Source organism: Sphingomonas sp. Leaf198, assembly GCF_001424005.1.
GTDB lineage: Bacteria > Pseudomonadota > Alphaproteobacteria > Sphingomonadales > Sphingomonadaceae > Sphingomonas.
Window position 1 is genome coordinate 265,423 of the sequence record NZ_LMPX01000001.1, and the last position, 24,208, is coordinate 289,630.

Sequence of the window (24,208 nt, forward strand, 5' to 3'; positions counted from 1 at the left end):
TGGCTATTTTTCCGACAGCAACCCTGACCCCTTCGCAAGCCGCCATGCTCGACTCGCTCAGCGCGCGTGTCGACGCAAAGGCGATCGTCACCGACGCGACCGATATCGACCCCTGGCTGCACGACTGGCGCGGCCGTTTCCACGGCGCTGCGCCCGCGCTGCTCGCACCGGCCTCGACCGCGGAGGTCGCGCTGATCGTCGCGGCGGCCGCCGAGCACCGCGTGTCGCTGGTCGCGCAGGGCGGCAACACCTCGATGGTCGGCGGCGCCACCGTCCCCGCCGACGGCAGCGCGCTGATCCTGTCGCTGCGTCGCCTGAACCGCATCCGCAGCCTCGACGCCAACGCCGGGCTCGCGATCGCGGAGGCGGGCGTGATCCTCGCCGACCTCGACGGCGCGGCGCAAGGGCAGGGGAGGCGCTTCCCATTGACGCTCGGCGCGCGCGGCACGGCGACGATCGGCGGCCTCGTCTCGACCAACGCCGGTGGCACGCAAGTGCTCAAGTTCGGCACGATGCGCGGCCTTGTCGCAGGCGTCGAAGCGGTGCTCGCCGACGGGACGATCTACGACGGCCTGTCCGCTCTCAAGAAGGACAATCGCGGCTACGACCTCGACCAGCTCTTCATCGGCGCGGAGGGCACGTTGGCGATCGTCACTGCCGCCACATTGCGTCTCGCCCCCGCAATCGCAGCGCGCGGCACCGCCTGGGTCGGCGTCGGCTCGCCCCAGGCGGCACTCAAACTCCTGCGCACGATGCAGGCGAAGACCGACGCGATCGAGAGCTTCGAGATCCTCCCTGCCGAGTCGCTCGACGCCGCCATCGCGCACCTCCCGAACGCCCGCGCGCCGCTCGCCGGCCGCCACCCCTGGCACCTCCTGATCGAGGCAACCTCCGCCATTACCGAAGGCGAGTCTCCGTCCGCGCTACTCGAACGCCTGCTCGGCAAAGCACTCGAAGACGGCGCGATCGAAGACGCGACGATCGCCACCAGCGAAGCCCAGTCCACCGCATTCTGGCTGCTCCGCCACTCGCTCTCCGCCGCCGAACGCGCGCTTGGCCCTGCAACGCAGCACGACATCTCGATCCCCGTCGAGACGATGCCGCGCTTCATGATCGAGGCAGCGGCGGCTTGCGACGCGCGCTTCCCCGGCACGCACGCCAGCGGATTCGGCCATCTCGGCGACGGCAACGTCCATTTCCACGTCCGCGCCGCGCCCGGCACCGACCCCGCGCGCTGGTATGCCGAGGACGCGCCGGTCGTCACCCGCTTCGTCGGCGACCTCGTCGTCGCGGCCGGAGGCTCGATCTCGGCGGAGCACGGCATCGGCCAGATGAAGCGCGACGAACTCGAACGCCTCTCGTCGCCCGCGCGGATGACCGCGCTCCGCGCGATCAAGTCCGCGCTCGATCCGCTCGGCATCCTCAACCCGGGCAAGCTCGTCACACTTGCACGCCCGCCCGGCGCACCATAGAGCCTCGCCCCAATCGGTGGCATGAGCCACCGGCATTTCGACCGACCGATCCGGAGAGTAACATGGCCAGCACCGCCCAGCTTCCGCTTTTCTATAATGGCCTCGAGCCGCTTTCGAGCGACACGCACGCGAACTACAAGGTCCGCCCGCAGGACAGCGCGCCGTTCCTGGTCGGCCAGCACGCGATCCCGATCACCGTCGACGAGTTTCCGCTGGTCCAGCGTCACATGCCGATCGTCTTCTCGGTCGGTGACGACGCGATCCCGCTCGCGCTGATGGGCCTGAACGAGGGCGTCAACGTGTTCGTCGGCGAAGACGGCAAGCTGACCGAGAACACCTTCTACGTGCCGGCATACGTCCGCCGCTACCCGTACATGCTCGCGCGCCTGCACCCCGATGCGCAGGAACTGTCGCTTTGCTTCGATCCGACCTCGCAGGCGATCGGTGATTTCGAGGACGGCGATGCGCTGTTCGAGAACGGCCAGCCGACCGAGCTGACCAAGAACATCCTCGGCTTCAACGAGTCGTTCGAACAGGCCGGTGCGCGCACGCAGAACTTCATGAACGAGCTGCGCGAGCTCGAGTTGCTGATGGACGGCGAAGTCACGATCCAGCCCGACGGCGCCGACCAGCCGTTCGTCTATCGCGGCTTCCAGATGATCAACGAGGAAAAGCTGATCGACCTGCGCGGCGATGCGCTGCGCAAGATGAGCAAGTCGGGCATGCTGCCGCTGCTGTACGCGCACCTGTTCTCGCTGTCGCTGATGCGCGACATCTTCGCGCGTCAGGCGCAGCTCGGCATGACTCCGCAGCAGCAGATGCCCGCCCCCGCGCAGTTCAACGTCTGATAGCGAAACCGGGAGGCCGTGAAAATTATTTGGGGTGCGGTGCAGCAGGGGTTGAACCAAAACGGCGCTCACCCATTTAGATCCTGTACGGCATCGTGTCCCCCCCTTTCGCGGCGCCGTACGGGACGCTTCTAGCGTCCCTCCTCCCTGAACCTAGGCCACTCCGTGCGATACGCACGGGGTGGTTTTTTTTGGCCTGCGCGATGCGGCGGGCCCGTCCGCTCCTCCCACCCGTTGCGTGCCCGTGGAAGTATTCGAAAGCCTCGACGTCATCCTGCTCGCCGCGCTGGTCCTGCTGGTCCTCGCGCGCAAGTTGAACGTGCCCTATCCGACCCTGCTGGCGGCGGCCGGGATCGGCTTTGCCGCGTTGCCGTTCGCGCCGAAGATCACGGTCGAGCCGCATCTGGCGCTGGCCTTGTTCATCGCCCCCGCGCTGCTGTACGCCGCCTACTACACCAGCCCACGCGCCTTGCGCCGACACTGGTTCCCGCTGCTAAGCCTCGCGGTGTTTGCTGTGCTCGTCACGGCGTCGGCGGTCGCGCTGGTCGGCGTGACGCTGGGCGGGTTGCCGCTCGCTGCAGCGTTCGCGCTCGGAGCGATCGTCGCGCCGCCCGACGCCGCCGCCTCGGAAGCAGTGCTCGGCGAAGTCGGCATCCCGCGCCGCGGCCTGTTGCTGCTCCAGGGCGAGAGCCTGCTTAATGACGCCACCGCGCTGCTGCTGTTTGGGCTAGCGGTGGCGTTCGCGACGCATTCGGATACGCCGGTGACACCGCTCGCGCTCGCCGCCGCCGTGCCGGGAGGGATCGTGTTCGGGGCCATTGCGTCGTGGCTCTACCTCCGCGTCGCGCCGCTGTTCGCAGGCACGCTCGGCGCCAGCCTCGCCGATTTCGCGGTGACGTTCGGGATATGGCTGCTGGCCGAGCGGCTGCACATCTCGCCGGTACTCGCGGTCGTCACGTTCGGGATGATCGTCTCGCAGCGCCGCCCGATCGTCCAGCCTGCACGCGACCGGTTGCAGGGCGCGGCGGTATGGTCGGCGGCGGTGCTCGTCCTGAACATCATCGCGTTCGCGCTGATGGGGCTGCAATCGCGCGACGTGCTGGTCGGCCTGCCCGCCGCCGAGCGATGGCCGGCGATCGGGTTCGCCGCCGCGGTCCTCGCGACCGTGCTCGTTACGCGCATAGCGTGGGTATTCTTTGTGCGGTTTGTCGAGGGCGTGATCGCCAACCGCTACGCACCGTCCTGGCTGCCCAAGCCGCCCCCCTGGAATGCGTCGATCATTCTGTCCTGGTCGGGCATGCGGGGCCTGCTGACACTGGCCACTGCGTTCGCGCTGCCCCGATCTGTGCCGGGCCGCGACCTGATCGTGCTGGCAGCGTTCGGCGTCGTGATCGGCACGCTCGTGCTGCAGGGGCTCACGCTCGGCCCGCTGATCCGCCGTCTCGATCTCGGCGCAGACACGGGGCTCGCCGACGAGATCGCCCCCGCGCGCAAGCGGCTGATCGACGCAGGCCTCGCGGTACTGCCCGCGCGCGAAGGCAAGGCGGCGGATGCGCTGCGCTTCCGCTACGGCGCGGCGGGCAAGGTCACCGCGGAAGCGGACGATCCGCAGGCGACCTCGGAATTCGACGAACTCCACCTCGAGATGATCGCCTGCCAGCGCGTCGTGCTCCACGAGATGCGCGACAAGGGCGAGGTGGCCGAGGACGTGTATCGCCGCCTCCAGGAGGAACTCGACTGGGCGGAAGTCGACGCGCGCGCGTTCGGCGACAACATCCTCACCGCCACCTGAAAGGAGCGACCTGAACGCGAGCGCGGAACATCGGCACGCGCTACGCTGTTTGAGAGAACCACCGTAGAAAGGGTCGATTCATGCCAGAGGCGTCTTCGTGAGCAAAACCGTCAAGCCCGCCCCGCCGACGACGCTCGTGATATTCGGCGCCTTCGGGGACCTGACCCGCCGCCTTCTGATGCCGGCGCTGATCAACATGACCCGGCTCGGGCTGGTCGGTAACGATTTCCACGTGCTCGGCGTCGGCATCGACGAGGGGAACGACGAGTCGTTGCGCAAGGCGCTCGGCAGCTTCGATGCGAAAGGCGGCGAGGGGGCCGGCGAGAAGGGCGATGCCTGGGCACGGCTCAAGGATCGCGTCGGCTATCTCCAGGGCGATTTCACGAAAGACGAGGTTTACGAACAGCTCAAGGCCCGGGTGAAGGGCAACGTCGCGTTCTACTTCGCGGTGCCGGCCAAGTTCTTCGGCGACATCGTCGACAAGCTCGCCGATCACGGCCTGATGGCGGAAGCGCCGCACGCGTTCCGCCGGATCGCGATCGAGAAGCCGTTTGGCCACGATCTGGCCTCCGCGCAGGCGCTCAACGCGCGTATCCTGTCGAAGGTCGGCGAAGCGCAGGTCTACCGGATCGACCATTTCCTTGGCAAGGAAACCGTCCAGAACATCATGACCGCGCGGTTCGCGAACATGATGATCGAGCGCGTCTGGAATGCGGACTGCATCGCGCACGTCCAGATCACCGCCGCCGAGACGGTCGACGTCGGCACGCGCGGCAAATTCTACGACGCCACCGGCGCGCTGCGCGACATGGTCCCCAACCACCTGTTCCAGCTGCTCGCGATGGTCGCGATGGAGCCGCCCGCGAGCTTCGATGCCGAGGCTATCCGCAACGAAAAGGGCAAGGTCCTCAAAGCCGTCCGCGTCTATTCGCCCGGCAAGGCGAAGCGCAACGGCGTCCGCGGCCAATATACCGCTGGCAAGGTGAAGGGGGTGGATGTCCCAGCCTACACCGCCTCGCCCGACGTCGCGCCGGACAGCCGGACCGAGACCTATGTCGCGTTGAAGCTGATGGTCGACACATGGCGCTGGGCGGGCGTGCCATTCTACCTGCGCACCGGCAAGGCGATGACCTGTCGCGACACCGAGATCGCGATCACCTTCAAGCCGGTCCCGTTCGCGTCGTTCCCCGGTGCCGCCGCCGACATGCTGCCGCCCAACCGGTTGATCATCCAGATCCAGCCCGACGAAGGGCTGAGCATGGACATCAACATCAAGCGCCCCGGGCTTGAGGTCGCAACCGCGCCGATCGCGCTCGATTTCCGCTATGCCGACGAATTCGATATCGGTCACCTGACCGGGTACGAGTCGCTGATCTACGACCTGTTCGTCGGCGATCAGACGCTGTTCCAACGGGCTGACGCGATCGAGGCGGGCTGGGCCGCGGTGCAACCGTTCCTCGACCTCTGGGCGCATGACGCCGGCATGCCGGAACTCTACGAGGCGGGCACGCTGGGCCCGGCCGCAGCGGACGCGCTTCTGGCGCACGACGACCACAGCTGGCACGAACTCGCGCCGGCGGGGAAGACGGTGCCGTGAGTCCACCCCGGCGAAGGCCGGGGCCCAATTGGGGAACGTCGCTAACGAGGGACGACGCTCCGTTATGCCGACCTTGCCAATTGGGCCCCGGCATCCGCCGGGGTGGTATGTTTATTCACATGCGATTCGTGCTCAAACCCGCTCGGTCAGCTCGATCTCGCCCTCGACTTCCATCTCGTCCTCGTCACCCATCTCGTCCATGTCGGGCATCGTGAAGTCGGCCTTCCAGTCATAGACCTTCTCGACCCCGCCCTGCACCCAGACGCGCACCGCGCCCGACGTGATCTCGCCGCCCATCGCGCCGACGAAATCCGCCACCAGCGAATCCGCCGCATCCTCGTGATCGGTCGCGCCCGGAATCGTCGCGGCGGTCATCTCCTCGTCGAGTTCGATGATCTGCGCCCAATATTGCTTCGCCATGTGTCGCTCCTGCGTAGATGAAAGGCCGTCAGCCGGGTATATGAGACGCCGTCAGCCGGCGGTGATAATAGGGTGATCCTCGCGCAGCCGGTCCGCCAGTCGCTCGACCGCGTCGACCTCGCTCGCGCTGCCCGACGGGGTCACCGCCCAGTTGCAATGCGCGTGCGTCGCGAGGCTGTAGACCTTCACGTCGCCGACGATCAGCCGCCACCGCCGCCGGTCGCCGCTATTGTACCGGACGAGGTTGGTGACGAACAGGCTCTGGAGATCCGATGCGGTCATCCGCGCCCCATAGCGACAAGCGGATCGTCACTGCAAACCGTCGTTACCGTCGCGAGGTCGGCTTCGCCTGCAACGCGTCGAGCGCATCGGCATTCCGGCGCCCCCAGTCGTACAGAAGCTCGACCGGCTCGACGAACCGCGCGCCGAGCGGCGTCAGCGCATAATCCACCGCAGGCGGCACCGTCCCGTGCACGGTCCGCACGACCAGCCCGGCCGCCTCCATCTCGCGCAACGTCTGCGTCAGCATCTTCTTCGAGATGCCCGGGATCGATCGCAGCAGCACGCCGGTCCGCGCCGGGCCGTCATGGCGGACGTGCAGCGTGTGCAGGATCATGCTCGTCCATTTGGTCGCGAACAGCTCCAGCGTCCGCCGCGGCGCGCAATCCTCGCGCCATTCCTCGTCGGCCGTTCCCGCCTGCATGTGGATACCTTCCGGTGCCTATGTCCCCAAAGGGTGCCTTCTAGAAGCCCGTGCGTTCGGTGCCTAGCTGGTAGCGAGCAGATAAGGAGCTGAAGATGGCCAAGACGGCATTGGTAGTAGGAACGAGCGGGATCGTTGGCAGCGCGACCGCCGCGGCATTGGTGAAATCCGGCTGGACCGTCCACGGTCTCGCGCGGCGCCCGACCGAACAGGACGGCGTCCATCCCGTCGCGGCGGACCTCCAGGACCCCGCGAACCTCGAAAAGGCACTCACCGGTCTCAAGCCCGATGCGGTGTTCATCGCCACCTGGTCGCGCCAGGACAGCGAGGCGGAGAACATCCGCGTCAACGGCGGCATGGTCCGCAACCTGCTCGGCGCGCTCTCGCCAGCGGGCAGCGTCGGCCACGTCGCCCTCGTCACCGGCCTCAAGCACTACCTCGGACCGTTCGAGGCGTACGGCAAGGGCGTCCTCCCGCAGACCCCGTTCCGCGAGGAGCAGGGCCGCCTCGACGTCGAGAACTTCTACTATGCGCAGGAAGACGCCGTGTTCGAGGCCGCCGAGCGCGACGGCTTCGGCTGGAGCGTCCATCGCCCGCACACGATCATCGGCAAGGCGGTCGGCAACGCGATGAACATGGGCACCACGCTCGCGGTCTACGCCACGCTGTGTCGCGAGACCGGTCGCCCGTTCCGCTTCCCAGGCTCGGCGGCGCAGTGGAACGGCCTCACCGACATGACGAGCGCGACGATGCTCGCGGATCACCTGATCTGGGCGGCGACCACCCCCAAGGCGCGCAACGAGGCGTTCAATGTCGTCAACGGTGACGTCTTCCGCTGGAGCTGGATGTGGGGCCGCATCGCCGAATGGTTCGGGATCGAGCCGGCCCCGTTCGACGGCACCATCCTGACGCTCGACGAGCAGATGAAGGATGACGCCGGCATCTGGCACGAGATCGCCGCGCGCGAAGGCCTGGCGGAAGCTGACCTGTCGCGGCTCGCCTCGCCGTGGCACACCGACGCCGATCTCGGCCGTCCGATCGAGGTGGTGACGGACATGGGCAAGAGCCGGCGTCTCGGGTTCAAGGAATACCAGCCCACGGATGATGCGTTCTTCGACCTGTTCGCGGAACTGCGGGCGGATCGCTTGATCCCGTAAAATACCGCGTCTCTACCCGTCATTCCCGCGAAGGCGGGAACCCATACCGGCTGGCTGTGCGATCGTGCACGACCGTTGAAGGATATGGATCCCCGTCTCCGCGGGGATGACGGAAGCGGCATTGGGGGGAATGGACTCCGCCTTTCCCCGTAACCCCTCTTGCCGTTCGTCCTGAGTAGCCGTCGAGTAGCCCGCTTGGGCGTATCGAGACGGCGTATCGAAGGACAGGTCGCCGGTGGAACCCGTACCGCGATACGAGCCCTCGATACGCCTAAGCGGGCTGTTCGGTCTCTGTTCGGCACGAACGGAGTGGGGGCGGGCGGTGACCGAAAAGGCGCCGTTACGGTTTGACGGCCACCGTCGCCACCACCGCCGGATCATCCCGCAGCTTCAGAAACAGCGCCCCGCCCACCGGCTTGGGCACGGTCAGCGAAGCCCCGGTAAACCCTTCCGGCACCCGCACCGCATCCGCGAACCCCGCATTCGCCGCCACCGAATCGATCAGGAACAGGTCGCTTCCGGCCAGCGTACAGACGTCCTTGCACGTCACCCCGGCCAGCGCCGGCACGCGCACCAGGCTCGTCAACGGCACCCAGTCGCCCGCAACGCCGTCCTGCACCAGCCGCCACCGCAGCGGCCCATGCGCGGACACGCCGAGCGCGTTGCCCGGTTCGACCGACACCACCGCGATCCGCTCGTCCTGCACGGTCAGCCCGCGCCCCGATGCGACGCTCGTAGTCGCCCCGCCGCCGACCGCCCCGATCTCGACGCTGTCCCCGGCCGCAAACCGCGTCACGCCCTCCGCACGCAGCGAGAAGGTCAGCCGGGCATCCTGCGCGATCGCCGTATCACCTGCCAGCACGACCGGCAGGCCAGGGGAGGGCGGCGCAACCACGCTCTTGGCGATCAGCGTCGCCTTGGGCCGCGCCGCCGCGACAGTGAACTTCACCGACCGCTTGCGCCCATCGGTCAGCGTGACGAGCGCGGACTTCGCCTGCCCCGCCGTGAACGTCGGCGCCGTATCCGCGGTCAGCCCCAGCAGATCGCCCTTGTCCGCACGGACCACTTCACCCGGCTTGAACGCCACCCCGTCGACCGTCATCGACGCGACCAGATCGAGCCGCGTTCCCGCCAGCGTCCCCGCCGGATCGCCCGCATACAGCGTCAGGCCATCGATCCGTCCCGCCTCGGCGAGCGCCGTCAGCGCGATCTTCTCCGGCGCCTCGACCCCGTATTGCTTCACCAGCAACGTCAGTTTCCCCGGCGCGGTCTTCGCGAGTGGCAGCGTGAGTCCGATCCGGTCGCCGGTCGTCGTCCACGCCAGCGGCACGTCGCCCGCCGCGCTGGTCAGCGTCACCGCCTCGACACAGCTCGGCGTCGGCCCGGCGAGCGCGACCGGATTGTCGCGCCCGACCACCAAATTCTCCGGATCGGTATCGACCATCGTCCACCCACCGGCGCGCGGCACCTGCAAGCGGAACTGCGGCCCGTCGAACGGCGTAAACCCCCAACGCCCGTGCAGCTTGGCATCGGTCACGCTGCTCAGGCCCGCGGTCCGCATGCCGACCTGATCGAGCACATAGCCGCCGCGCTCGGCATCGGCCTGCACCGGCAGCTCGACCACGCCCCCCTGCGGCGTCGTCACCCGCAAGCTCATGTCGTGCGCGAACTTGGTCGCATAGATCAGCGGCGCGCCCTCGACCGGCAGCACGAGGTCGGGCTTGGCCGCGCAGACCAGACGATCGGCCTCCGCGCGCCGCAACGTCGGCGTCTGCGGCGTGCCCGTCTCGATCACCGGCATCGCCACCACCATCACCGATTTCGGGCTCGCGAACGACGGCGCCGCATTCAGCAACAACGCCATCCGATCGTCATGCAATCGCGCCAATGCCGGAATATAGCGGAACTGCGTCGACTGGAACGCGCCGAAGATCTTCGCCAGATCTCGTACCACGCCGATATACGGACTATAGTAGCCCAGCCCGCCCGCCGGCGTCGCGCTGAGTTGCAGCGCCAGGTCGGTAGGCGCGCCCACCAGCGTATCCGCCAGCGTCGAGCTCTGGCCATCCGCCAGCACCAGCGAATCGCGGCTTTGTGTCAGGCATGACGCCTGCAGATCGGCGGCGAGATCGAGGCATTCCGCCTTCAGCTTGATCGACAGGCTGCGCGACAGCAGCGGCGAAACCGCCTCGATCCGTTCCGGCCGCGTCCGCTCGAGCGCATGGATACTGTCGAGAAACGCATCGAGCCGCGCGCGATCCAGCGACGCCTGATCCAGATCCTGCACCGCGCGCACGAACGCTCCCGGCTGCTTGCGGACCGCCGCGACGACGGTATCGAAGCCACCGCTGTCGGGCACAAGGAACACCACCAACTGCCGCGCCCCGTCCGGCACCTTCAAATTCAGCGCGGCCTTCTTCGTCTTCCACGTCTCGGCCTTGAAAAACCACGACTTCGGCGGCGGCTCAGTCGCACCGCGCAAAAACCCCGCGACCAGCAGATAGCGCTCGGCATCGTCCTTCTTGCCGGTCGGCAGATCGGCCGCGATCGTGACCCGGTCGCCGGTCGCGAGCCGCGGCACCTGCGCGATCGGCAGGGTCGTCGTCCCGTGCGTCACGCCGACGCGCAAATTCGGCCCGGTAAGGTCGAACGGCGCAGGATCGGCGTTGGCTGCCGTCGGCGCGAGCGCCGCGGCCAGAGCACAGAGCGGAAGAAAGCGAAGCATCATCGGGGTGAGTCTCGTCGTCATGGGCGCAGCGATGACCTGCGCCGGTGTCCAGATTAGGGCAAGCGCGGTGCGTCGATCGCCCCCTTGATCCAACCCGCGCGGTGCCGCACACGATGCGCTACTCGGGGAAGGGGACAACCACATGACGATCGCCAGGATTCTCGCCGCAGCCTTGCTCGCCGGCACCGCCACCACCGCGGACGCAAAGACGGTCGTGGTCACCGCCGCGCACATGATCGACGTCCTCGCGGGCAAGCGCGTCGACAGCCCGCAGGTCACGATCGTCGATGGCCGCATCACCGCGGTAGGGCGCAAGGGCGACGCGGTCCCCGCCGGCGCCGAACGCGTCGATCTGGGCGAGCGCACTTTGCTCCCCGGCCTGATCGACATGCACGTCCACCTGACCAGCGACCCGACGCTCAGCGGGTATCGTACGCTGGAATTCACCGACAATTTTTGGACCGTCGTCGGCGTTGCCAATGCGCGGAAGACGCTCGACGCAGGCTTCACCACCGTGCGCAACGTCGGCTCGGCCAATTACGACGACGTCGCGCTCAAGCAGGGCATCGAACGCGGCTACGTCCCCGGCCCGCGCATCGTCCCTGCCACCTACGCGCTGGGCGCGACCGGCGGCCACTGCGACGCGACCGAATTCCCGCCCTCGATTCAGGTCCCGCACCCGCAGATCGCCAACACGCCCGATGAGTTTCGCGGCGCCGTACGGACGATCCGCAAATACGGCGCCGAGGTGGTCAAGGTCTGCATGACCGGCGGCGTCCTCTCGAAGACCGACAGCGTCGGCGCGCAGCAGATCAGCCTCCCCGAGATCAAGGCGATCGTCGAGGAAGCGCACATGCTCGGCATGAAGGTCGCCGTCCACGCCCACGGCGTCGAGGGCATCAACGACGCACTCCGCGCGGGCGTCGACACGATCGAACACGCCAGCCTCGCCGACGCCGAATCGTTCAAGCTCGCCAAGGCCAGCGGCGCGTGGTTCGACATGGATATCTACGACGACGACTATATTCTCGCCGAGGGCGCCAAGAACGGCGTCTTCGCCGAAAGCCTCGAAAAGGAACGCGCGATCGGTCTCAAGCAGCGCCAGACTTTCCGCGCCGCGCACGCCGCCGGGGTGAAGATGCTGTTTGGCACCGACGGCGGCGTCTACCCCAACGGCAACAACGCGCTCCAGTTCGCCAAGATGGTCGAATGGGGCATGACGCCGATCGAGGCTATCCAAGCCGCCACCTCCAGTGCCGCGACCGCGCTCGGACGCACCGCCGACGTCGGCGCGATCCAGCCCGGCCGCTTCGGCGACCTGATCGCGGTGGAGGGCGACCCGCTCGCCGACGTCCGCCAGCTGGAGCACCCCGCATTCGTCATGAAGGGCGGAGCGGTGGTCGTCGCACCAAAGTAAAACGAGCCCTCTTGATCCTCCCCCGCCAGGGGGAGGTGGCTGGCGCTTGCCAGACGGAGGGGGAGGAAGGGCAAACCGCTGTTCCGTGTCCTCCCCCTGCGTCACTTTCGGCGCCCCCTGGCGGGCGAGATTGCGGTTAACCGGCACCCGATCGCCCACGCGTCACCAACGCTTCGCCGCTACCTGGAAGCAACTCGTCGCATGACGGCTTGCCGTCGCAGCAGGTTCAGCCTCCCCCGGGCACAACGCCGCCAGACCGCGCGCAGGGGATTTCGACGATGACGACCGACCGCGGGGCGCTGGCTGCCCTGCTCGCCACCATGACAGTCTTCGGGACCGTCCTGGGTACTGCCGCGACATCGGCAGTCGCGCAGACCGAGCCAGTCGCACCAGTGCGCGGCCTAGAGCGCCTCCAGACGCCCGGTACCCAGCCGACCTCGGACGCGAGCTCGATACCGGTTCCCGCCGCACCGACGATCGTCCTGCCGAGCCCATCGCCGACCCCATCGCCGACGAGTGCGCAGGCCCCGCGCAACGCACCGTCGCCACGCGCGACGACCACCACCGCCGCCGACCGTACGGCAAGGAATCGCCCGGCTACCAATCCAGCAGCGACCGATCGAACGACCGGCCAACGCGCGGCCAACCGCAGCACTTCGGAAACTGCGACACAACCGCGGACGTCGGAGCCCGAGCAGACGCGGACGTCGACGCCTGCCGAGCCGCCCGTCGCCGCGCCGACGCAAGAGCCCGTGCCGGCTCCTCAGTCTTCGCCGAGCTCGACCGCCCCCTCCGAAGCTGCGCCGCAACCCGCCGCACCGACCACGACGGCCGAATCCACGCTCTCCGCGCCGGAAACGGGCAGGTCGATGCCGCTGTGGCTGTCGCTGACGGCGATCGTCGTGGTTCTCGGTGCGCTATGGGCACTCCGCCGCAAACCGCGCGGCAGTCGATTCGACCGGATCGAACCCGAAGCCTATGTCGAGCCCACCCCCGAGCCCGCCGCTCCGATTCCTTCTGCTTCCGCTGAGCCGGCGATATCGTCGACGCCCGCTTCGCCTGTCGTCACGCCGGGCGCCGTAGCCGGTGCGGCCATACCCGCGAGCGCACCCAAATTCCTCGAGCCCAGGGCGAAGGCCGCGCCCACGCCGCCCGCTTCCGCACGCGCACGGCTGACGTGCGAACTCCGCCCCCTGCGCGCCGGGCTCAATATGCTCAGCGCCACCGTCGAGTGCGAACTCATCATCACCAACACGGGGACCGCATCGGCCGAGGCGATCCGGACCGGCGTCGCGCTGCTTACCGCGCATGCCGATCAGGACATGGACATTGCACAGTTCAACGCCGCGCCCGTGGTCCGTCCCGCGGCGCCGCCCTTCGCCCTGGCCGCAGGCGAAACGCGCACCATCCGCACCGTCGCCGCGATTGCGCGCGAGGCGATCCGCACGATGACGGCCGCCAACCGCCCGATGTTCGTGCCCGTTCTCGCCACGAATATTCTCTACGCAACGGCCGGTGACGACGCGCAGACCGCTCGCGCGTGGGTGGTCGGTATCGAGCGTACCGACTCCGCCAAGCTCGCCCCGTTCTGGCTAGACGGCCCGGCGAAGATGTTCACCACCGTCGCGGCAAGACCTCACGCGGCGACGTTCGAGCGCTGATCTCTAGGCTGTAGCCTGCGATCGATCCGAAGATTTCCGCTCCTGTCATTTGACGTTTATCGATAAGCGATACATATCGTTTATCGATAAACGGAGGGCGTCATGCGGGATCGGTTTTTGGGTATCGCGAACGGCGTGCTGCGGTTTGCCAACGGATTGAACTGGACGTCCGCGATCGGTTTCGCCGTTGCGATCGTCTTGTCGTTCGTTTTCGCCGACGCACTGACCGCGCAGATAGCGGTTAAATATCACGGCCGATACGTGCCGGAGACGGTGGCGATCATGCGGTTGCTCGGCGTTATCTCGATCGCGGCGGCCGTCGCCGTGCACCAGCTGTTCACTCGTCTGATCGCGATCGTCGAAAGCGTGCGCGTCGGTGACCCATTCGTCGCGATCAATGCAGACCGGCTCCAGCGGATCGGCTGGGCGCTGCTCGTACTGCAGTTGCTCGACCTCGTCCTCGGGGCGACCGCGCTCTATTTCAACCGGATCAACGTCGATTTCGTCACCTGGACTCCTTCTTTTACCGGATGGATCGCGGTCGTCATGCTGTTCGTGCTCGCCCGCGTGTTCCGCGTGGGGGCGGGCATGCGCGACGATCTGGCGATGACCGTCTGATGCCCGTCATCGTCACGCTCGACGGCATCCTCGCGGCGCGTGGGCTGACGCTGACCGAGCTTTCGCAGGCGGTCGACATCACGATGGCGAACCTGTCGATTCTGAAGACCGGCAAGGCCAAGGCGATCCGCTTCTCGACGCTGGAGGCGATCTGCACCGCGCTCGACTGTCAGCCGGGCGACATTCTGAGTTTTACAGCAGACGGGGAAACGGCATGAGCGATCGTAGCGAAAGACTCGGGATTGGCGGGCGCATTGTCGGCGCCATCCTCGGCTTGGGGGGCGCCGTCGTGGAGACCTATCGGCTCGGCGGACGCGCGGTGAGGGCGGCACCGCTCGTCCTGGCGATCGCGGTGGTGCCCGAGTTCCTGCAACATATCGCGGAAATCCACCTCGGCATGTTCGCATCGGTCGAGCAGTTTCGTGCGCTCGCCAACGATCCACTGCGCTGGGGCTTCGGCTACGTGAAGATCGCGGGGTTCGTCATCGCCATTCTCGCGGTCGCGCGGTTCTGGTCGGTACGGTCGGTTCGTCGGACATTGCTGGTTCCGCCGATGACCTTCGTCCGGGTGGTCGTCGGATTGGTCGTGGGGCTGGCGGTCGCATCGCCGTTCATGTGGCTGGACAAGCAAGGTCTACCACTGGCGATCGCCGTACCGCTTCAGATCGTTTCGGGGATCATCCAGGGTGGCTTCCTGATCTACGTCGTTGGTGCGTTGATCGAGGACGCGTCGGTGACGCCAAAGCGGGCGATGACGTCACTGCTGCCCGCCGGGATCGTCCTCAGCGTCTTGGCGGCAGTCGCGTTCGGCCCGGCGCAGGCGCTGCACATGGCCAATCACAAGCTCGCCTTGGGCCAGCCGCTACCGATTGTGTGGGCGCTGATGGTGTTCGACGCGCTGTGGGTCGGGCTGTTCGCGGCGCTGGTGGGCTCGGCGTTGTTCGTCGGCGTGAGGACCGGGCTGACGTTGCGGGGGTGGACTGTGCACCCCCGCGATCTGGATGCGACGGTGGAGCCGGCGGACGACGCGCCGCGCTTCGCAATCCAAACGGCCTGACTGCCGGCTCTCACCACCCCGGCGGAGGCCGGGGCCCATGTGGGCGATCTGTCGTGAGGTACGTTGCGCTTCGTTAGCGCCGCCCCTCAATTGAGCTACGGCTTCCGCCGAGCAGATGGGGAAGTTCGCGACGTGTAACGAAAAAGGGCGACCCCATCGCTGGGGCCGCCCTTTTTCTTAGCTGCGGCCAGCAGGGGCAAAGCCCCTGCTTCGTCGGTCGACACTGCGTGCCGCCGGCCGGCCTTGCGGGAGTGCGATTTAGCCGAAGCTAAATCGTCTCTCCCGCTGCGGCTTACTTGACCTCGACGGTCGCGCCAGCTGCTTCGAGCTGAGCCTTGATCTTGGCGGCTTCGTCCTTCGACACGCCTTCCTTGACGGCCTTGGGAGCCGACTCGACCAGCGTCTTGGCTTCGGTCAGGCCGAGCGCGGTGATCGCACGGACTTCCTTGATGACGTTGATCTTCTTGCCACCGTCGCCGGTCAGGATGACGTCGAATTCGGTCTGCTCTTCAGCGGCCGGTGCGGCTGCGCCGCCGCCTGCTGCCGGTGCTGCGACCGCTGCTGCGGCCGAAACGCCCCACTTCTCTTCGAGCAGCTTCGAAAGCTCAGCTGCTTCGAGAACGGTCAGTTCGCTCAGGCTCTCAACGAGCGCGTTCAGGTCTGCCATGATAAATCTCCATCTCGGGGCATCGGCCCCATCAGTTCAAAAAGGTAACGAAAGGCCTGCAAGATCAGGCGGCTTCCTTCTCCGCGTAGGCGGAAAGCACGCGCGCGAGCTGCGCTGCCGGAGCCTGCGTGATCGTTGCCAGCTTCGTGGCAGGTGCCACGATGAGGCCAACGATCTTGGCACGCAGTTCGTCCAGCGAGGGCAGCGTTGCGAGCGCCTTCACACCGTCGACGTCGAGGGTCGTCGCGCCCATCGCCCCACCCACGATTTCGAACTTGTCGTTCGTCTTCGCGAATTCCACGACCACCTTGGCGGCCGCGACGGGATCGATGGAGCTGGCCAGACCGACCGGACCCGTGAGCATGTCGCCCAGCGAGCTGTAGTCGGTGCCGTCCATTGCGATCTTGGCAAGCTTGTTCTTCGAGACCTTGTAGGTCGCGCCGGCGTCGCGCATCTTGTTCCGCAGCACAGTGGACTGTGCGACGGTCAGGCCGAGGTTGCGCGTGACAACGACGACGCCGACCTCGGAAAAGGTGCGGTTCAGCTCGGCTACGGCCGCGGTCTTTTGATCACGATCCATGCCATTCTCCACGTTTTACGAGTTCACCGCTTGCGCAGTGGACCCGGTTACTAACCGGAGGCGCAGACAAACCCGCGCTTCCGGGGTGTCTCGTCGATGGGGCATGGGAGAGGGGCGGCGCGCAGATGGGCCGACAAAATCTCATTCCCCGTCTAGGTGGGAGATTAAGCACCGGCAAACCCGCTGCACCCACTGTCTCGGACGGAGTTCGACGAGCAAGCCCGCCGAACGAAGGTGCCGCTTAGCGGAATTGGCGGGGGAGTCAATCGCCGAGAGGGTCAGGCGTCCAGGTACAGCCCGGTATCCGCGCCGTCGAGCCTGCGTATCCTTGCCGCCGCTAGAACGTCGATCGGCATCAGGCGGGCGTTGATCCCGATCCGGTCGATCATTGGGTCGACCTTCGTCCAGTGCGTCACGCACCCGCATTCGCCGCATCGGTGGAAGCGCAATGTCTTGGCACCCCAACTGTAGACTGCCGTCGGCACGGATGCCGCGACGCGTATGTCGCTTGCGCGGTAATAGGCCCAGAGTACGCCGTAACGGCGACAGATCGAGCAGTTGCAGTCGGCGACCCATTCGGGCGGATCGTCGGCGGCCAGCGTTACCGCGCCACAATGGCAGGAGGCTTGGATCATGGATTGATCGGTGGCTCAGAATGGTGGGGCATTCACGCGTTTTCGCAAATCCCGTCATCCTGACGAAAGTCAGGATCCAGAGCCATTAGGAGTAGCGTCTGTAACCCTGGATCCTGACTTTCGTCAGGATGACGGGAGCGGGGGCTAGGGGGCGGCGATCTTCATCGAACGGCGATATGGCGCGCACGCAAAAAGGACCGGGATCGCTCCCGGCCCTTCTTAACTCTAAGCGGCGGGACGGGAGTAAATCCCGTCCTCGTCGGTCGCGGTTGCCCGCGCCGGCCGGCCTGTCGCCGTCTCGGGGTTAGCTTGCACTAACCCCGTGCGGCTTGGGCTTACGCGCCAGCAACCTCGGTCGTGTCGACCTTGATGCCTGCACCCATGGTCGACGAGATCGCGACCTTCTGGACGTACTTGCCCTTGGCGCCGGTCGGCTTGGCCTTGACCACTGCGTCGACCAGCGCGTCGAAGTTCGCGCGCAGGTCTTCCGCCGGGAACGACGCCTTGCCGATGCCCGAATGGATGATGCCGGCCTTCTCGACGCGGTACTCGATCTGGCCGCCCTTGGCTGCCTGAACCGCGGCGGCGACGTTCATCGTCACCGTGCCGAGCTTCGGATTCGGCATGAGGCCCTTCGGACCCAGCACCTTACCGAGGCGACCGACGATGCCCATCATGTCCGGGGTCGCGATGCAGCGATCGAAATCGATCGTGCCACCCTGGATGATTTCCATCAGGTCTTCGGCGCCGACGACGTCTGCGCCTGCTGCGAGTGCTTCTTCAGCCTTCGCGCCGCGGGCGAACACGCCGACGCGGACGGTCTTGCCGGTGCCCTTGGGCAGCGTCACCACGCCGCGGACCATCTGGTCTGCGTGACGCGGATCGACGCCCAGGTTCAGCGCGACTTCGATCGTCTCGTCGAACTTCGACGTGGCGCCCGACCGTGCGAGACCGATGGCCTCGTCGATGCCGTGCAGCTTGACGAGGTCGACCGTGACGGCCTTCTGCTTCTTGCTCAGCTTAGCCATGATCTCAGCCCTCCACCACTTCGAGGCCCATTGCGCGGGCGCTGCCTTCGATGATCTTCGTCGCAGCGTCGATATCGTTGGCGTTGAGGTCCTTCATCTTCGTCGTGGCGATCTCGCTCAGCTGGCTGCGCTTGATCGTGCCGGCGACGACCTTGCCCGGCTCCTTGGAACCCGACTTCAGCCCTGCGGCCTCCTTGATCAGGTACGAGGCAGGCGGGGTCTTGGTCTCGAACGAGAACGAGCGATCCGCATAGACCGTGATGACGGTCGGGATCGGCATGCCCTTCTTCAGTTCGCTCGTGCCGGCGTTGAACGCCTTGCAGAACTCCATGATGTTCACGCCGCGCTGACCCAGCGCAGGCCCGATCGGCGGCGCGGGCTTTGCCTCGCCTGCAGGGACCTGCAGCTTGATGTATCCGGTAATCTTTTTAGCCATGTCACTCTCTTTATGTGAGCCTAGCGGTGATGGCGGCTACCTCTCGGCAACCTCCCGCAATTCCAACAGTGAAGGTGGAAGCCGGCGCGCATACCCCAAAACCCGCAAAGCGGCAACACCCCGCACTTACTTCTCCGCGTCCCTTCTCCTCCGCGTCTCCGCGCCTCCGCGCGAACCCCGAATCTGCTTTTCTTCTCACTCCTCTTCGCGCCCCCGCGCCTTAGCGTGAACCAATCCTGCCAAAGACAGCGCTCCCTTGTTCTCCCGCGAAGGCGCGAGCCCAGTCTGGATCCCCGCCTACGCGGGGAAACAAGCTTGAGTACCAAGCACCCAGCACAAGCCCCTTGCAATGTAGGATATCGAGGCAGACCCACTAGCGATGGCGCGCCCGTTCACTCCCGACCAATTCACCCGCCGCCAGGCCGCGCAGAACGCCGCATTCCTCGCCGTCCTCCGCTGCACCGGCAACGTCCGCGAGGCCGCCAGCACGCTAGGCTACAACCGCTCCACCTTCACCAAGCGCCGCGCCGCCCACCCCGCCTTCGCCGCAAAATGGGACGCCGCCCTCGCTCTGGCGTCCGCAGCCCTCAAAGATCCTCCCCGGAACGGGGAGGGGGACCGCCGACCAGAGGTCGGGGGTGGAGGGGGCTCGCCCCACACGCGACGCGCCGACAGCACGCCCACAACGACAAGAATTGCCAACGGGCGCCTCCAGCTCCGTCGCCCGCCCGCCAACCGCCTCGACCACGCCGCCGAGCAAGCCTTCCTCACCGCGCTATCCGCCACCGCCAACATCCGCCTCTCGGCCGCCGCCGCGGGGTTCAGCCACTCCGCCTTCTACGCCCGCCGCAAGGCCAGCCCCGCCTTCGCCCGCGAGATGCGCCTCGCGCTCGCGGCCGGCTACGAGGCCGTCGAGTTCGCGCTGTTGGCCGGTACCCTGCCGGGCTCGCACGACCATGATGAATGGCGCCACAACGCGCCCCCACCGATCCCGCCGATGACCGCGAACCAGGCGCTCCAGCTCCTCCACCTGCACAACCGGACGGTCCACCTCCAGGAGGAGCCACCGCACATCAAACGCCGCCGCGGCGAATCGAGCGACGCGCACAGCTACCGCCTGACGGCAATGTACGAAGCCCGCCAAGCCCGCGCCCGCGAAACCTTCGATATCGCCGAAGCCGCCCGCAACGAACGCGGCGAGCCGACGCTGACCAACCCGTATCCGGCGCAAAACCCGGTACACCTGCCGGCGCTCGATCAGGTTACCGGCTGGAGCAAGGCCGACCCGACGAAGGTGGCGCACGATCCAAGCGTGGCGCTGTTTGGCGGGCGGCGGATCGGTTAGGTAAGCCGGTCTAACTCGGAATATAATTGCCTTGAATGCTGGAGTAGGGCGCCTGCGGGAAGCTACGCTCAATCATTAAGCAAATTCTTTAAACGGGGGTCGCGGCCTTTATAGGGTGGCGGCGTCCCGTCTTTACTCATATTTTCTAACGCGATTACGTAGTTCCAACCTTACGTCGCCACGATTAGTGCATATTTCAGGATCGGCTGGCAGCATCAGTGAATTGCCGAAGCTACCTTATAAGGCGACCACCAAACTATCGGCGTGGTAATCGCGGGCTCGGCGAGCGATATACTCTGTCATTGGTAGCGCCCTGCCTGATAGACAAATGCTTTAGCAGAACTTGATGAACCCCAACTCTGAAATCATCTGTAAGGCTCGGCATCGAGTCTCCACGAAAGGCAAAGTTTTTCTTTCCGCTTACTTTCGCAATCGTGTATAAAGCGCCAGCTCTGTACAAATCTTCAATCACAGCCATCCACTTGTGACTATCGCTCAAAATTGCAACTTCATCGTAAGAGTGACTAAGTTCTTCCATTCTATTAAGTAATTCTTCACGGCTGTAAATGTCTTTTCCGCCACGAAGAAGACGTTCAACTCCATCCAATTCTTGCTTTCCATATTTAACCGCAAGTCCGGATATTGCATCCTCCCAAAGTCGCTTTCCCAGCGGTTTAACTACGCCATCCGTCAACGCATATGAAGAAAAAGATCCCTTGCCGCTGTCGATCGTCGCCGCTTCGTCAAATAATAGAGCCATATCTCGCGGCCTGTACCACGTTAGATTTAGACTGCCTCGAAGTGATCCGTCTTGGGGAAAATACATTTTGGATGCCTGCGCAATAGCACTATCAAAGTCGCCATTCCTTAGCTGCTTGAGCTTTGCATCTTGCATAACTATGCGCCCAAGCACCATTCGCTCCAAGGGGTGAAAGCCTTCTTTCGCTGAAAGGGGCCAGTCCACGGCGACGCCATTATCTCTGATAATACGGGAAATCTCACCTTGAACAGTGGATACTTGTTCAACAACTACATCGCGAATTGCTGCAATGACTCTAATGTCATTGTCACGGAACGTTTCATTGAAATCCCTAACAGCCCGAACCAAGGCTGCAATAGCCCCTAAGCGGAGCGCATCGGTTTCGTCGCCACGGATGAAAACCTCCATCTCGTCAATGAAAAGAAACAGCGGGGTATTTTCGAGAAAAACACCACGAAGCTTATCTTCCGCAATGTGCAAATAGGTTGACAGATCGCTTACTGTTGCCGACTCAAAGGTGCCTTCAAGCTGAAATTTCGCATCTTTCGATAGCTCTACGGAAAATCTCTGTAAGCTTGGATATCTTTTTGCCACATTTTTGGCTTTGGCGATTAGACGCGCTGCTTCAATTGCTTTGATAAATTCGGCGGCGGGACCTTCTGCAACTCCGGCGCGCTTAAGTAACATCGCGACTTCGGCAAGAAGAAATATGCGCCAAAAAAGGAAAGCTTCTTCGGGATCGCTGAGGCCGCTATCATCAACTACGCGATCATTCGCCTTTGCAGTATTCGTTAAGAATGCTTGTAAATCATTTTTAGAAAATGAGCTTTGAAAATAGAAAAAAGAAGCGGTCGCGCCTAGTTTTTCCTCTGCCTTGATTCTAATGTATTGCAAAAGTGCCGTTTTCCCCGCCCCCTTGCCTCCGAATACAAAATAGCGATAGCCATTAAGAAAGTCGGCTAACTTGAACTTGGCTGGGAGCACGTAGCTTCCAAGGAAGATATCGACCTGATCTGGCGTCCGTAGCCGAAGATTTCTTGCGTCCTCTGAGCCCCAATCGATGTCGTCAACGTTCACAATCACCCTTTCAACAGCGCATTTTCTCTAAATAGACCGTGCAAAAACCATTGCGAAAGTCATGGCTTTGTAATGACCGATATCCACACTGCGCGATGTGAACGAAAGTTGACATGCTCGCGGCGAAATCGCAACGTTTATATGTGTCAAGAAATGTGCTTTTTCTGACGGCTTCTGAGATGATCTGGCAGAGGCGTCTATTGCTCAACAGCTACCAAATTGCGCGCAATGCGTCGTCGGTGGTGATTGACATCATCACGCCGATCCAGTTCGCTGGCAGCAAGGGCGTCCGTTTCATCTACACCTTCTCGAAGCCGAACGAGACATTGCAGCGGCGTGGCGAAGCACGTGGAGCAGTGGTTGGCTGGAAGCTGTATCTGGTGGCGTATGAGGCGCCGAGCTTGTATTACTACGACCGCAGCGCAGCGCAGCGGCTGCTCGTATGGTGGCGGATAGCGCGCGGTTTTGAGGCCGGGCTTGTTAGCGAGGACGGCAAGGGTACTAGCGCGTTTCTCGGATCGTATGATGCTTTTTCCCCGTCATGCTGACGAAAGTCAGGATGCAGAGGCAGGCCGGTCAGCGTTCCGTAATTCTGGATTCTGACTTTCGTCAGGATGACGGAGCGGGGGATGGGTCTGGTGCTAGACGCGCCCGCCTAAAACGCGGCGCGGGAGTAAATCCCGCGTCGTCGGCCGGGCCGTTGGCCCGCCGGCCGGTCGAGACCGTCTCGTGATTAGCCGTCAGCTAATCGCGTGCGGCCGCAAGCGCGCCGCTCTGCGGCTTACTTGCTTCGTTCGACCTGCTCGAACTCGAGCTCGACAGGCGTAGCACGCCCGAAGATCGACACCGAAACCTTGACGCGGCTGCGGTCGAAGTCGAGCTCTTCCACAAGCCCGTTGAAGGTCGCGAACGGGCCGTCGAGGACCTTGACCTGATCGCCGATCTCGTAGTCGACTTTGACCTTCTGCTTGGGCGCAGCGGCGGCTTCTTCCTTGCTGTTCAGCATCCGCGTGGCTTCCGCCTCGCTGATCGCCTGCGGCTTGCCCATGCTGCCGAGGAAGCCGGTGACCTTCGGCGTGTTCTTCACCAAGTGATACACGTCGTCGTTCATGTTCAGCTTGGCGAGCACGTAGCCCGGCATGAACTTGCGCTCGACCGCGATCTTCTTGCCGCGACGGGCTTCGGTCGTGGTTTCGGTCGGGACTTCGATCTGCTCGACGAGCTGTTCGAGACCCATCCGGGTCGCCTCGGCCATGATCGAGTCGCGGACCTTGCCCTCGAAGCCCGAATAGGCGTGAATGATGTACCAGCGCGCCATGACGGAACCTTGCTTACTGAGCGAGTTTGAGGAGGGCGGAGACGATCGCTTGCAGGATCGAGTCGACGCCCAGGAAGAACAGCGCGAGGATCGTCGTCATGATCACCACCATCACGCCGGTCATGACCGTCTCGCGACGCGTCGGCCACGTGACCTTCGCGGTCTCGTTGCGGACCTGCTGGATGAATTCGAGGGGGGACGTCTTCGCCACGATGTTCTTCGAACCCGCTGATTGAGAAACTGAGATGCGAGGCATAGACCCACTAGCCGCTCCCTGTGAAGGGCCGCGGCGGCAGGTCCGTCCTCGCTGTCGGAAGCGCGGCAGATAGCTGCCGTCACAGGTGAAAGCAAGTGCGCGGCAGGAGAGGGGCGGGCGCCGTATCGAAAGCGACACGGCGGTGGCCGGGAGAAGTGGCGGGGGAGAGCGCTTGGGTCACTCGATCCCCCGCACGATCGTCTTGCCGGTGCCGGTTTGACCGGCGGCTCCGCTCCCACGGTTTCTATTTATCGTTCGGCTTGACGACGGCACCCGAGGTGTACGCCGAACGCAGGCGAAAAAAAAGGCCGGTACAAGACCGGCCGTAAAAGTTTTTAGGAGAGGATGCCTGAAAGGCCTGATCGTTGTGCATCGCAGCACATCATAGATCAATTGCGAAAATTGCATTATGGAATGCAGTTTCTGCAATCGTGATGGGCGCGCAAAAGCGGCGGGAGCAACCGCCGCGATTTTTGCAGGGAATTTAAAGGGGGTGGCAGGAGTGCTCGGATTCGAACCGAGGGCCTTCGGTTTTGGAGACCGACGCTCTAACCAACTGAGCTACACTCCTACACGGACGCGCCCCTTACCCAGCGTTTTCGCGAAGGGCAAGCGTCTCGCGTGCAATTCGTCCCG

Annotated in this window: 24 protein-coding genes and 1 tRNA gene; 12 read left to right on the forward strand and 13 right to left on the reverse strand. The window is 64.7% G+C overall.

The features are described 5' to 3' along the window. The first annotated feature begins 44 nt into the window (after positions 1 to 44). The 4 genes from ASG20_RS01240 to zwf all read left to right on the forward strand — a co-directional run bounded on the left by ASG20_RS01240 (position 45) and on the right by zwf (position 5,709). Positions 45 to 1,472 carry an FAD-binding oxidoreductase gene (locus ASG20_RS01240; RefSeq protein ID WP_056047542.1) on the forward strand — a complete coding sequence of 476 codons (1,428 nt, stop codon included), beginning with the start codon at positions 45 to 47 and terminating at the stop codon, positions 1,470 to 1,472. 62 nt (positions 1,473 to 1,534) lie between these two features. Beyond that, on the forward strand, positions 1,535 to 2,320 hold the full coding sequence (locus tag ASG20_RS01245; protein ID WP_056047545.1) for a SapC family protein: 786 nt from the start codon (positions 1,535 to 1,537) through the stop codon (positions 2,318 to 2,320). 244 nt (positions 2,321 to 2,564) lie between these two features. Continuing rightward, the gene (locus tag ASG20_RS01250; protein ID WP_056047548.1) at positions 2,565 to 4,112 is read left to right on the forward strand and encodes a cation:proton antiporter; all 1,548 of its coding nucleotides are present in this window, start codon (positions 2,565 to 2,567) and stop codon (positions 4,110 to 4,112) included. Between the two features lie 97 nt (positions 4,113 to 4,209). Beyond that, complete coding sequence (gene zwf / locus ASG20_RS01255) at positions 4,210 to 5,709, forward strand: glucose-6-phosphate dehydrogenase (protein WP_056047551.1); 1,500 nt, start codon at positions 4,210 to 4,212, stop codon at positions 5,707 to 5,709. A 132-nt stretch (positions 5,710 to 5,841) separates the two neighbouring features. Here the strand turns inward: zwf and ASG20_RS01260 are convergent, their stop codons facing one another. The 3 genes from ASG20_RS01260 to ASG20_RS01270 are packed head-to-tail and all read right to left on the reverse strand — an operon-like array spanning position 5,842 to position 6,832. Beyond that, a complete protein-coding gene (locus ASG20_RS01260) occupies positions 5,842 to 6,129 on the reverse strand; it encodes a hypothetical protein (RefSeq protein WP_056047554.1) in 288 nt (95 codons plus the stop codon). 51 nt (positions 6,130 to 6,180) lie between these two features. Continuing rightward, positions 6,181 to 6,411 carry a hypothetical protein gene (locus ASG20_RS01265; RefSeq protein WP_056047557.1) on the reverse strand — a complete coding sequence of 77 codons (231 nt, stop codon included), beginning with the start codon at positions 6,409 to 6,411 and terminating at the stop codon, positions 6,181 to 6,183. Between the two features lie 43 nt (positions 6,412 to 6,454). Then, positions 6,455 to 6,832, reverse strand: a complete 378-nt coding sequence (locus ASG20_RS01270) for a winged helix-turn-helix transcriptional regulator (protein ID WP_056047560.1) — start codon at positions 6,830 to 6,832, stop codon at positions 6,455 to 6,457. Positions 6,833 to 6,927: 95 nt separating this feature from the next. On the opposite strand from ASG20_RS01270, the gene ASG20_RS01275 reads away from it, so the two are divergent. Next, positions 6,928 to 7,989: an SDR family oxidoreductase gene (locus ASG20_RS01275; RefSeq protein WP_056047561.1), complete on the forward strand. Its 1,062-nt coding sequence runs from the start codon at positions 6,928 to 6,930 to the stop codon at positions 7,987 to 7,989. A gap of 340 nt (positions 7,990 to 8,329) precedes the next feature. On the opposite strand, the gene ASG20_RS01280 is transcribed toward ASG20_RS01275, so the two are convergent. Beyond that, the gene (locus ASG20_RS01280) at positions 8,330 to 10,738 is read right to left on the reverse strand and encodes a hypothetical protein (RefSeq protein WP_236698726.1); all 2,409 of its coding nucleotides are present in this window, start codon (positions 10,736 to 10,738) and stop codon (positions 8,330 to 8,332) included. Positions 10,739 to 10,859: 121 nt separating this feature from the next. Here ASG20_RS01280 and ASG20_RS01285 point away from each other — a divergent pair, with 121 nt between their 5' ends. The 5 genes from ASG20_RS01285 to ASG20_RS01305 all read left to right on the forward strand — a co-directional run bounded on the left by ASG20_RS01285 (position 10,860) and on the right by ASG20_RS01305 (position 15,470). Next, a complete protein-coding gene (locus tag ASG20_RS01285; protein WP_056047566.1) occupies positions 10,860 to 12,134 on the forward strand; it encodes a Xaa-Pro dipeptidase in 1,275 nt (424 codons plus the stop codon). A 278-nt stretch (positions 12,135 to 12,412) separates the two neighbouring features. Next, a complete protein-coding gene (locus tag ASG20_RS01290; RefSeq protein WP_056047568.1) occupies positions 12,413 to 13,795 on the forward strand; it encodes a hypothetical protein in 1,383 nt (460 codons plus the stop codon). A 102-nt stretch (positions 13,796 to 13,897) separates the two neighbouring features. Next, positions 13,898 to 14,413: a DUF2975 domain-containing protein gene (locus ASG20_RS01295; RefSeq protein WP_056047570.1), complete on the forward strand. Its 516-nt coding sequence runs from the start codon at positions 13,898 to 13,900 to the stop codon at positions 14,411 to 14,413. Then, positions 14,413 to 14,631, forward strand: coding sequence for a helix-turn-helix domain-containing protein (locus tag ASG20_RS01300; protein ID WP_056047572.1), 219 nt, complete (start codon positions 14,413 to 14,415; stop codon positions 14,629 to 14,631). The genes ASG20_RS01295 and ASG20_RS01300 overlap by 1 nt, the downstream gene beginning before the upstream one ends. Beyond that, positions 14,628 to 15,470 (forward strand): hypothetical protein, encoded by an 843-nt coding sequence (locus ASG20_RS01305; protein WP_056047575.1) that lies wholly within the window; start codon positions 14,628 to 14,630, stop codon positions 15,468 to 15,470. The genes ASG20_RS01300 and ASG20_RS01305 overlap by 4 nt, the downstream gene beginning before the upstream one ends. Positions 15,471 to 15,762: 292 nt before the next feature. On the opposite strand, the gene rplL is transcribed toward ASG20_RS01305, so the two are convergent. From rplL to rplK, 5 genes are all read right to left on the reverse strand, one after another. Next, a complete protein-coding gene (gene rplL / locus ASG20_RS01310; protein ID WP_056047577.1) occupies positions 15,763 to 16,137 on the reverse strand; it encodes a 50S ribosomal protein L7/L12 in 375 nt (124 codons plus the stop codon). Between the two features lie 64 nt (positions 16,138 to 16,201). Then, positions 16,202 to 16,717 carry a 50S ribosomal protein L10 gene (gene rplJ / locus ASG20_RS01315; protein ID WP_055879768.1) on the reverse strand — a complete coding sequence of 172 codons (516 nt, stop codon included), beginning with the start codon at positions 16,715 to 16,717 and terminating at the stop codon, positions 16,202 to 16,204. Positions 16,718 to 16,995: 278 nt separating this feature from the next. Then, the gene (locus tag ASG20_RS01320) at positions 16,996 to 17,352 is read right to left on the reverse strand and encodes a GFA family protein (RefSeq protein ID WP_056047580.1); all 357 of its coding nucleotides are present in this window, start codon (positions 17,350 to 17,352) and stop codon (positions 16,996 to 16,998) included. 335 nt (positions 17,353 to 17,687) lie between these two features. Continuing rightward, complete coding sequence (rplA, locus tag ASG20_RS01325) at positions 17,688 to 18,380, reverse strand: 50S ribosomal protein L1 (protein ID WP_056047582.1); 693 nt, start codon at positions 18,378 to 18,380, stop codon at positions 17,688 to 17,690. A 4-nt stretch (positions 18,381 to 18,384) separates the two neighbouring features. Continuing rightward, positions 18,385 to 18,816, reverse strand: a complete 432-nt coding sequence (gene rplK / locus ASG20_RS01330) for a 50S ribosomal protein L11 (protein ID WP_056047586.1) — start codon at positions 18,814 to 18,816, stop codon at positions 18,385 to 18,387. A gap of 379 nt (positions 18,817 to 19,195) precedes the next feature. On the opposite strand from rplK, the gene ASG20_RS01335 reads away from it, so the two are divergent. Next, positions 19,196 to 20,161 (forward strand): hypothetical protein, encoded by a 966-nt coding sequence (locus ASG20_RS01335; RefSeq protein ID WP_056047588.1) that lies wholly within the window; start codon positions 19,196 to 19,198, stop codon positions 20,159 to 20,161. Positions 20,162 to 20,417: 256 nt separating this feature from the next. Here the strand turns inward: ASG20_RS01335 and ASG20_RS19240 are convergent, their stop codons facing one another. Beyond that, positions 20,418 to 21,998 carry a P-loop ATPase, Sll1717 family gene (locus ASG20_RS19240; RefSeq protein WP_156363990.1) on the reverse strand — a complete coding sequence of 527 codons (1,581 nt, stop codon included), beginning with the start codon at positions 21,996 to 21,998 and terminating at the stop codon, positions 20,418 to 20,420. A 113-nt stretch (positions 21,999 to 22,111) separates the two neighbouring features. Between ASG20_RS19240 and ASG20_RS01340 the strand changes: the two genes are divergently transcribed. Next, a complete protein-coding gene (locus ASG20_RS01340; RefSeq protein WP_056047592.1) occupies positions 22,112 to 22,546 on the forward strand; it encodes a hypothetical protein in 435 nt (144 codons plus the stop codon). A 233-nt stretch (positions 22,547 to 22,779) separates the two neighbouring features. Here ASG20_RS01340 and nusG read toward each other — a convergent pair whose 3' ends face one another. The 3 genes from nusG to ASG20_RS01355 all read right to left on the reverse strand — a co-directional run bounded on the left by nusG (position 22,780) and on the right by ASG20_RS01355 (position 24,143). Then, positions 22,780 to 23,316: a transcription termination/antitermination protein NusG gene (nusG, locus tag ASG20_RS01345; RefSeq protein WP_055872668.1), complete on the reverse strand. Its 537-nt coding sequence runs from the start codon at positions 23,314 to 23,316 to the stop codon at positions 22,780 to 22,782. Positions 23,317 to 23,329: 13 nt separating this feature from the next. Then, positions 23,330 to 23,527, reverse strand: a complete 198-nt coding sequence (secE, locus tag ASG20_RS01350) for a preprotein translocase subunit SecE (RefSeq protein ID WP_056047594.1) — start codon at positions 23,525 to 23,527, stop codon at positions 23,330 to 23,332. Positions 23,528 to 24,066: 539 nt separating this feature from the next. Next, positions 24,067 to 24,143: transfer RNA gene (locus ASG20_RS01355), tRNA-Trp, on the reverse strand. Positions 24,144 to 24,208: the final 65 nt, after the last annotated feature.